Origin of the sequence: Roseiarcus sp., from assembly GCF_052145395.1 — a bacterium.
Classification (GTDB): domain Bacteria; phylum Pseudomonadota; class Alphaproteobacteria; order Rhizobiales; family Beijerinckiaceae; genus Roseiarcus.
Genome location: NZ_JBKQOT010000914.1, coordinates 1 through 9051, shown reverse-complemented (window position 1 = coordinate 9051; position 9051 = coordinate 1). Strand labels below are relative to the sequence as shown.

At 63.5% G+C, this 9051-nt stretch carries 6 protein-coding genes and 1 pseudogene; all 7 read left to right on the top strand.

The window, feature by feature from the left end; all coding sequences use genetic code 11:
• A partial coding sequence (locus ACLP25_RS31685; RefSeq protein WP_442473053.1) for an acyl-CoA dehydrogenase family protein occupies positions 1-787 on the top strand: 787 nt, incomplete at its 5' end.
• A gap of 106 nt (positions 788-893) precedes the next feature.
• Positions 894-2516 (top strand): acyl-CoA carboxylase subunit beta, encoded by a 1623-nt coding sequence (locus tag ACLP25_RS31680; protein ID WP_442473052.1) that lies wholly within the window; start codon positions 894-896, stop codon positions 2514-2516.
• Positions 2517-2529: 13 nt separating this feature from the next.
• Positions 2530-3684 (top strand): acyl-CoA dehydrogenase family protein, encoded by a 1155-nt coding sequence (locus ACLP25_RS31675; protein ID WP_442473051.1) that lies wholly within the window; start codon positions 2530-2532, stop codon positions 3682-3684.
• A 31-nt stretch (positions 3685-3715) separates the two neighbouring features.
• Positions 3716-5704: pseudogene (locus ACLP25_RS31670) on the top strand (acetyl-CoA carboxylase biotin carboxylase subunit).
• A gap of 22 nt (positions 5705-5726) precedes the next feature.
• A complete protein-coding gene (locus ACLP25_RS31665; protein ID WP_442473050.1) occupies positions 5727-6506 on the top strand; it encodes an enoyl-CoA hydratase/isomerase family protein in 780 nt (259 codons plus the stop codon).
• Between the two features lie 434 nt (positions 6507-6940).
• Entirely contained in the window at positions 6941-7717 is a 777-nt protein-coding gene (locus ACLP25_RS31660; RefSeq protein WP_442473049.1) for a helix-turn-helix domain-containing protein, read from the top strand.
• 234 nt (positions 7718-7951) lie between these two features.
• Complete coding sequence (locus ACLP25_RS31655) at positions 7952-8728, top strand: enoyl-CoA hydratase-related protein (RefSeq protein WP_442473048.1); 777 nt, start codon at positions 7952-7954, stop codon at positions 8726-8728.
• The last annotated feature ends 323 nt before the right edge of the window (positions 8729-9051 follow it).

The window sequence follows — 9051 nt, the reverse complement described above, 5'->3', positions numbered from 1 at the left end:
GGCGCTCGCCGTAACGGAGCCGAGCGGCGGATCGGATGTCGCCGCCGTCAAGACGAGAGCCGTGCGGGACGGCGACCACTTCGTCGTCAACGGCGAGAAGACGTTCATTACCTCGGGGATGCGGGCCGACTTCTTGACGACCGCGGTCCGCACCGACCCCCATCGTAAGGGTGCCGACGGGATCTCGATCCTGGTGATTGACGGAGATACGCCGGGCCTTTCCCGGACGGCGTTGAATAAAACGGGTTGGTGGTGCTCCGACACCGCGCACCTTCACTTCGACAACTGTCGCGTGCCCATCGATCGGCTCGTCGGGGACGAGCACAAGGGGTTCAGGACCCTGATGGCCAACTTCAATGGCGAGAGGCTGTTTATGGCCGCCCTCGCCTATGCTTTTGCGAGCGTTTGCTACGAGGAGGCGCTGGACTGGGCGCGCCAGCGGGTGACGTTCGGCCAGCCGCTGGTTCAACGGCAAGTCATCCGTCACAAGCTCGTCGACATGGCGATGAGGATCGAGGCGGCCCGATGCCTGGTCTACAACCTCGCCGATCGTCTTCGACACAGTCCGAACGACGCCGAGGTGGTCGCAGGGATCGCCATGGCGAAAGTCTTTGCGACGCAAACCATGCGCTTCTGCGCCGACGAGGCGGTCCAGATCCTCGGGGGCATGGGCTACATGCGGGGAATGCGAAGCGAAAGAATCTATCGCGAGGTGAAAGTCATGATGATCGGAGGCGGCTCGGAGGAAATTTTGAAAGACCTTGCAGCGCGTCAACTCGGCTACTGAAGCGAGCGACCGCCCCAATGCTCCCTCCCGCTCATCGCACGCGCCCGACAGGCGTCAGCAGCGTCTGTCCGCTCGCAGAAACCATCCCGCAGGACGCTCGCTGACCATGACCTACATCGCCTCAAATACCAGCGCCAACAGCGACGTCTTCAAGTCCAACAGGGCCGGAATGCTCGACCTGCTTCAGCGGGTTCAGGAGTATCAGCAACGGACAGTCGCAAAGTCCGCGCAGGCCCGCGGGCGATTCGAAAAGCGTGAGCAATTGCTGCCGCGCGAGCGTCTGTCGCTTCTGCTCGATCACGGCGCGCCGTTTATCGAGCTCTCCGCTCTGGCGGGGCTCGGGCTCGATAATCCCGATCTCGACAAGAGCGTTCCGGGAGGCGGCGTCGTGGCCGGGATCGGAATCGTATCCGGCGCCCGGTGCATGATCAGCGTTTCCGATTCCGGCATCGATGCGGGCGCCCTTCAGCCCATGGGCCTCGACAAGCAGCTGCGCATCCAGGAACTCGCCCTCGAAAACAAGCTGCCGTTTGTTCAACTCGTCGAAAGCGCAGGCGCAAACCTGATGGCCTATCGGGTCGAGGAGTTCATCCGCGGCGGAAACCTGTTTCGCAACCTGGCGCGCATGTCGGCCGCCGGCCTGCCGGTGGTGACCGTCACCCACGGCTCGTCGACGGCGGGCGGCGCCTATCAGACGGGTCTGTCCGACTACATCGTCATGGTTCGCAATCGGACCCGCGCCTTTCTCGCTGGGCCGCCGTTGCTGAAGGCCGCGACCGGCGAGGAAGCGACGGAGGAGCAGCTCGGCGGCGCCGAGATGCATACGTCGATCTCGGGCTTAGGCGACTATCTCGCCGAAGACGACCGCGACGCCATTCGCATCGCCCGTGAAATTCTCGCCCAGATCGACTGGAACAAGGACGCGCCGGCCGAGCCGGTCCGCTCCTTCCGGCCTCCCCGCTACGACGCCGAGGACCTGCTCGGCCTCATGCCGATGGATTATCGGCGCCCCTTCGACATGAGAGAGATCATCGCCAGGATCGCCGACGATTCGGACTTCCTCGAATTCTCCGAGAACTACGGAAGCGCAACCGTCTGCGGCCACTTCCGCATCGAAGGCTGGCCGGTCGGGGTCATCACCAACAACGGCCCGATCGATCCGGCCGGCGCAAACAAGGCGACGCACTTCATCCAGGCCTGCTGCCAATCGCGCACGCCGATCCTCTATCTGAACAACACGACCGGCTTCATGGTCGGGCGCCCTTACGAGGAAGCGGGCGTCATCAAGCATGGTGCGAAGATGATCCAGGCGGTGACCAACGCGACGGTCCCTCAGATCACCATCTACTGCGGCGCTTCGTTCGGGGCGGGCAACTACGGCATGTGCGGCCGCGGCTTCCATCCGCGCTTCTGTTTCTCGTGGCCCAACGCGAAGACGGCGGTCATGGGCGGCGAGCAGGCTGCGAAGACCATGGCCATCGTCACGGAGGCCGCGATGAGGAGAAAGAGCGGCGAGGTCGATCAGCAGAAGCTCGACGATCTCCAACGCAACATCGTCGACCGCTTCGATCGCCAGATGAGTGTTTTCGTGACGAGCGCGCGACTGCTCGACGACGGCGTGATCGATCCGAGGGATACACGGACGCTGCTCGGTCGGCTCCTCTCGATTTGCCGCGAGGCCGAGGCAAGAACGCCCCAGCCGATGCAGTTCGCTGTCGCCCGGCCTTGAGACGGACAGTGTCATGCAATTGACCTCGGAGCACGAAGCCCTTGGGGCGACCGTCAAACGCTGGATTGACGCTGAGGTGAACCCTTTCGTCGACGAATGGGAGGAGGCCGAGTGTTTTCCGGCGCATCAAGTTTTCCTCCAACTCGGCGAATTGGGATTGCTCGGCCTCCACAGGCCGACCGAATATGGCGGCCTCGGTCTCGACTATTCCTTTTCCGCTACGTTTGCGGAGGCGCTGGCCGGAATCAATTGCGGCGGCGTTCCGATGGCGATCGGCGTGCAAACGGACATGTGCACGCCGGCGCTCGCGCGACGCGGCGGCGACGAACTGCGGAAGGAATTCTTGGCGCCGGCGATAGCAGGGGAACTCGTCGGCTGCCTCGGCGTGTCCGAAGTCGGCAGCGGATCCGACGTCGCCTCGATACGAACGCGCGCCCGCAAGGACGGCGACGATTACGTTATCGACGGCGGCAAGATGTGGACGACGAACGGCACGCAGGCCGACTTCTGCTGCCTGCTCGCTAATACGTCCGACGGACTGCCGCACAAGAACAAGTCCCTGATCGTCGTTCCGATGGCGACGCCTGGCGTGACCGTGGCGCGGAAGCTGCGCAAACTCGGAATGGCGTCGTCCGACACCGCGCAGATCCATTTCGACGGCGTGCGCGTGCCCGCACGCTACCGGGTCGGCGACGAAGGCATGGGCTTCGTCTACCAGATGGAGCAGTTCCAGTTCGAGCGCGTGTGGGGCGCGCTGAACAGCGGCGCGATGGCTCAGCGCGCGATCGACATCACGATCGACTATACCAGCCAGCGACAGGTCTTTGGTCGTTCCGTCCTCGACAATCAATTTGTCCATTTTTCGCTTGCCGAGCTTCAGGTCGAGGTCGAGGCTCTCCGCGCCCTGTCCTGGGCCGCGGTCGAGACGATCGTTCGCAATGAAGACGCGACGAGGCTCGCCACGATGGCCAAGTTCAAGGCCGGACGGCTGCTGCGCAAGGTCACCGACGCCTGCCTTCAGTTCTGGGGCGGAATGGGCTTCTCCTCCGAGACCTTGATCTCGCGCCTCTATCGTGACGGGCGATTGACCTCGATTGGCGGCGGCGCGGACGAGGTGATGTTGCAAGTTCTCTGCAAGATGATGGGCATCTTGCCCAAGGCCAATTGAGGGGTCGATTGGGCATGAAAGGGATCGGGTGATGACGAAGCGTACGCCGTTCAGCAAGATCCTGATCGCCAATCGAGGCGAGATCGCGCTTCGCATCATTCGCAGCGCTCGCGCCCACGGGTATCGCACCGTCGCAGTCTATTCGTCCGCGGACGCTGACGCGCGTCACGTCTTCGAAGCCGACCAGGCCGTGTGGATCGGCGAATCGCCGCCGGCCCAGTCCTATCTCAACATCGCCGCCGTCATCGATGCGGCGCGGGCGACCGGTGCCGACGCCGTTCATCCGGGCTACGGATTTCTCGCAGAAAACTAGGCGTTTGCGCTGGCGTGTCGCAACGCAGGACTTGTGTTCATCGGCCCCTCACCCGAGTCGATCGCCTCGATGGGAGACAAGGCGGGCGCGAAGAGGCTGATGTCGGAGGCCGGCGTTCCCTGCGTGCCCGGATATCAGGGGGCCGACCAGGATGAAGGGACCCTCGCCACGGAGGCCGAACGAATCGGCTATCCGATCATGATCAAGGCGACCGCCGGAGGAGGCGGTCGGGGCATGCGCCTCGTCTCGACGGCCTCTGAATTTCCCGATTCGTTGCGCAGCGCCCGATCCGAGGCGCAAAACGCATTCGGCGACGCGACCGTCATCCTGGAACGCGCGATTACCAATCCGCGACACATCGAAATCCAGGTCGTAGGGGATCGTTACGGGGCCGCGATCCACCTCGGCGAACGCGACTGCTCGGTGCAGCGACGTCATCAGAAGCTGATCGAGGAGGCGCCGTCTCCGCGCGTGTCGCCCGATCTCCGGGAACGGATGGGCGCGGTCGCAGTGAACGCGACAAAGGCGATCGGGTACGAGGGCGCCGGAACCCTCGAGTTCCTGCTCGACGGCGAGGGGAACTTCTACTTCATGGAGATGAACACCCGGCTGCAGGTCGAGCATCCGGTTACCGAAGCCATCACAGGCGTCGACCTGGTCGACTTGCAGTTGCGCATCGCTTCGGGCGAACCGCTGCCCCTGAGTCAGGCAGACGTGAAATTCCGCGGCCATGCGATCGAGGTCAGGCTCTGCGCAGAGGATGCGGACAAAGACTTCATGCCACAGAGCGGCGTCGTCGCCTTGTGGGCGGCGGGAGACGGCGTGCGTTGCGAGCACGCCCTGAAGTCAGGCGCGGAGATCCCGCCGTACTACGATTCGATGATCGCCAAGATCATCGCCTACGGGGCGACGCGAGAGGAAGCCTGTCGCAAACTTGTTCGCGGCCTCGAGGACACGGCCGTGCTCGGCGTCAAGACCAATCAGGGTTTTTTGAGAAACTGCCTCATTCACCCGGTTTTCGCGCACGGCGACGCGACGACGAGCTTCATTGGCCAAAATCTGCCGGAACTGCTGCGGCGGAACGAGGCGCGGGTTGAGCGCGCCACGGCGTTGGGCGCGGCGTTGCTGATCGAGACCACGCCGAACGGCGCCCAGCGCGGACCGGGGCGGCGGCTCTTCAGCGCGCTCCCGGTCGGATTGCGGTTTGACATCAACGGCGAAGTGCAGACGGCTTCCCTGACCGCCCTGGGCGAGCGGCGTCACCAGGTGACGATCGGCGCAAGCCAGCGCGAAGTCGACATCGTCGATGTCGGCGCGCATTCGGTTCGATTCCGATGCGACCGGAGAATCGACAGCGCGACTTACCTGCGCGACGGCCCTCGTCTGATGCTCCGCTATGAAGGCGAGAGCTACGAGGTCGCGGACACGACGCGAGCCGCGAGCACGCGACAGGACGGCGGAGGCGCGGGCGACGCGTATGTGCGGGCGTCCATGAACGGCCGCGTTGTTGCAACCTTCGCCGAGGTTGGCGACGCCGTCGAACCCGGACAGCCGATCCTGGCCCTCGAGGCGATGAAAATGGAGCACCTTCACGTTGCCGCCGTCGCCGGCGCCGTCAAGGCGCTCCACGTGGCCAAGGGCGATCAGGTGAGCGCCGGCAAAGTGCTGGCGGAGATCGAGCCCGCCTCGACGCAAAGCGCCAACTGATAACCGACGAGAGGGCGCCAGCATGAGCGACAGTCCGTCCGTTCTGAACGAGAAGCGTGGTCGCGCCTTCTGGATCACGATCAACCGTGCGGAGAAGCGCAACGCCATCAACGCCAGCGTCATCGCCGGCATCCGACAGGGGTATCGAGACGCCCACGCGGATCCGGAGGTCCGCGCCATCGTTGTCACCGGCGCCGGCGAAAAGGCGTTCTGCGCAGGCGGCGACCTGCAGCCTGGCGGCGGGTTCGCCTTCGACCTCTCGAAGCCGAACCTCGAATACGCCGACCTATTGCGCGAAGCGCGATCCGCGACGCTTCCGACCATAGCGCGGGTGAATGGGGCGTGCATGGCGGGAGGCATGGGGCTCGCGTGCATGACCGACTTCGCCATCGCCGCCGAGCATGCGCTGTTCGGGTTGCCGGAGGTCCGCGTCGGCGTGTTCCCGATGCAGGTCATGTATCTGCTGCTGCAACTCGCCCCCGCGCGGACGGTGCGGGAGTGGGCCATCAGCGGCGAGCCTTTCACCAGCCAGGAGGCGAAAACCGCAGGATTGGTCAACCATGTCGTCCCGGGCGCTGAACTCGACGCCAAGGTCGAATGGCTTGTCGGTCGGATAGCCGACAAATCGCCGACCGCGATCCGGCGTGGCAAGTACGCGATGCGCGCGATCGAGTCGATGTCGTTCGAAGAAGCGATGGCCTACACGGAAGGACAGATCGTCCTAACGGCGCTAACCGAAGACGCCAAGGAAGGCCTGGCCGCCTTCAACGACAAACGCAAGCCGGTGTGGACCGGACGCTGACTGGCGCGAGGGGCGCCGTCGGCGGGGCGGGATTACCTACTTCGTCTATCCGGCTCGCGGCCATCCCGCAGGAGATCGCCAAGCGCGTCGAGGACGGAACCGCAGCCAGCGAAGGGGTTCGGGAGACTGGCGCGAAAACCGAACCTATCGCCGAGAGCGCGTGGCGCTGGGCTCGAGACAAATCGGGACTTCGTCTCGAGGGGGACTTGCCCCTTTGACATACTTTCGGTCGCCTCTTAGCCTATCGCAGCATAAACGGGCGGCAAACGCCCGATCGACAGGAGGGAACGGCGATGCGCCTAATGTCGGCGAGCTCCCAAAGGGAGAAGGCCGCGGCGCCACGGCGGGTTGATCGTTTGATGTGGGTTACGCCTGATCGCGTTTTTTACGTTGGGCTGTTGGGTTCGCCTACGACCCGAATTATGGGGTCCGTCATGCTGGATGTGGCGGCCGAAGGGTCTATCCGCGTCAGGATTGACGGCGGAGACTGGCAGGTCACGGACATGGCGGTCGTGCCCCCCTACACGCCGCATGAGGTCCTGTCCGAGGCGCGGCTCATCAATGTCATCAAGGTGGAGGCGGAGACCGTCGACCTGGCGGTAGCGCCGGAGTTGCTGCGCCAGCGCGGCGCGGTCGCCGCGGACGGTTTCGTCGCCCACACGCGCAAGCTCAGCGAGGAACTCAGATCAAGCCGCTGCGAGAATCTGATGTCTGTTGACTTCGACCGTTTGTTATTCGAGCAGACCTTGGCGCCACGGCGCATCGATCCGCGCATCCGGGAAGTTGTCGAAACGATCAAGCGCAATCCGGCCGCCCCCGCTCTCGCGGAGGACTGTGCTCAGGACGTCAGTCTTTCTTTTTCGCGAGTCCTCCACCTGTTCAAGGAGGAGGTTGAAATTCCGTTTCGAAGCTTCCGGTCCTGGAAGCGGGCTCGCGGCCTGCTTTGTCGTGTCAACGAGAAGTCGAGCCTGACGGACGTCGCCCTCGATTCGGGGTATCCTGATTCCACCCACTTCAGTCACTCAATCCGTCAGGTCTACGGCCTCAAACCAAAGGACATTTTTGCCGGTTCGCGTCGCCTGGCGGTTTATGCGAACGGGGATTCGGCAGCGTTTTCGCGTGATCGGTTTGGCGCTGCCGACCATGCCTGCGCCGCGCGACCAATGACAGGCGCCGCCGCCCCAAATGGTAACCCTACTCGACTGGGGTAGCAGCGTTCCTCGCAACGTCCCTCGCGCTTTCGGTCGGTCGTAAGAAGCCAACAATCGCGAATTTGATCGCAACGAGGCGAGCCGTATCATCCTCGCTGGCGGCAGCCCGTAGCCGACCGCGCCTATGCGCCGTGTCACCGCGCCCTCGCCCTAACGGCGCTTGTGATGCGGAAAGGTCATCCAACGGCAACGCTACGCCATGATCGTCAGCAAAAAACTTCAGGAGAACTCGGCGTGAATTTCGAACACATCTTGGTAAATCGCGACGGCCGGCTGACAACCATCACCATCAATCGTCCGGCGAGCCACAATGCGCTGAATGCCAAGGCCTACCAGGAGATGGAAGTCGCCTTCGACGCCTTCGCGGCTGATCCTGAGCAGTGGATCGCAATTGTGACGGGGGCTGGAGAGAAGGCCTTCTCGGCGGGACATGACCTCAAGCAGCAGGCGTCTGGTCGCGCATTCGTCATGCCCCATACAGGATTTGGCGGCCTGACGGCGCGCTTTGACCTGACAAAGCCCGTCATCGCCGCCGTCAACGGTCTGGCCATGGGCGGAGGATTCGAGCTTGCCCTCGCCTGCGACCTGGTCATCGCCGTCGAAACCGCCAGCTTTGCCCTGCCGGAGCCGAAGGTTGGTTTAGCGGCGCTAGCGGGCGGCATGCAGCGTCTTCCCGCTCAGATCGGTCTCAAGCGAGCTATGGGCATGTTGCTCACTGGACGACGGGTGTCGGCGCGCGAGGGGTTCGACCTCGGCTTCGTCAACCAGGTCGTGGCGGGCGATTTGCTCGGCGCCGCCCGACGCTGGGCGCAAGACATTCTCGATTGCAGTCCGCTTGCCGTGCGGGCGACTAAGGATGCCGCGCTGCGCAGTTTGGCAAAACCCATAGCCGACACCATGAAGGCGCAATGGGACTATCCGTCCATACGGGAAATGCTCAAATCCAACGACGCCATCGAAGGTCCTGCCGCCTTCACCGAAAAGCGTCGGCCGGTCTGGACTGGACGCTGAAATGCCGCAGCGTTGGACATTGACCGCCGCGGCCGGCGTATTCCTCGTTGCTGGGCCTACCGGATAGCGAAGTCGAAACGGTCGATGAGTCGCTGACCTGAAGCGGCCGACGCAGGCGATTGGCTAACCATTCGGGGCGCTCCAGGAGCAAAATTCGAGATCGCCCTAATCAACAACGAACCGACGAAGCTGCTTTTTAGGTCTTCGTGCGCCGTGGGGCACAAAGACCTAAAATCGAGGAGTATGATCACGCAATAGGATACAACGGTCAGATTACACGTTGCCGACACGCGTCATTTTTTCGCAAATACTTCCTTGGCGAC

Bases quoted from the DNA above. Each gene is read 5' to 3' on its own strand.
- ACLP25_RS31680 (WP_442473052.1), top strand. From the start codon at position 894: ATGACCTACATCGCCTCAAATACCAGCGCCAACAGCGACGTCTTCAAG.
- ACLP25_RS31675 (WP_442473051.1), top strand. From the start codon at position 2,530: ATGCAATTGACCTCGGAGCACGAAGCCCTTGGGGCGACCGTCAAACGC.
- ACLP25_RS31665 (WP_442473050.1), top strand. From the start codon at position 5,727: ATGAGCGACAGTCCGTCCGTTCTGAACGAGAAGCGTGGTCGCGCCTTC.
- ACLP25_RS31660 (WP_442473049.1), top strand. From the start codon at position 6,941: ATGCTGGATGTGGCGGCCGAAGGGTCTATCCGCGTCAGGATTGACGGC.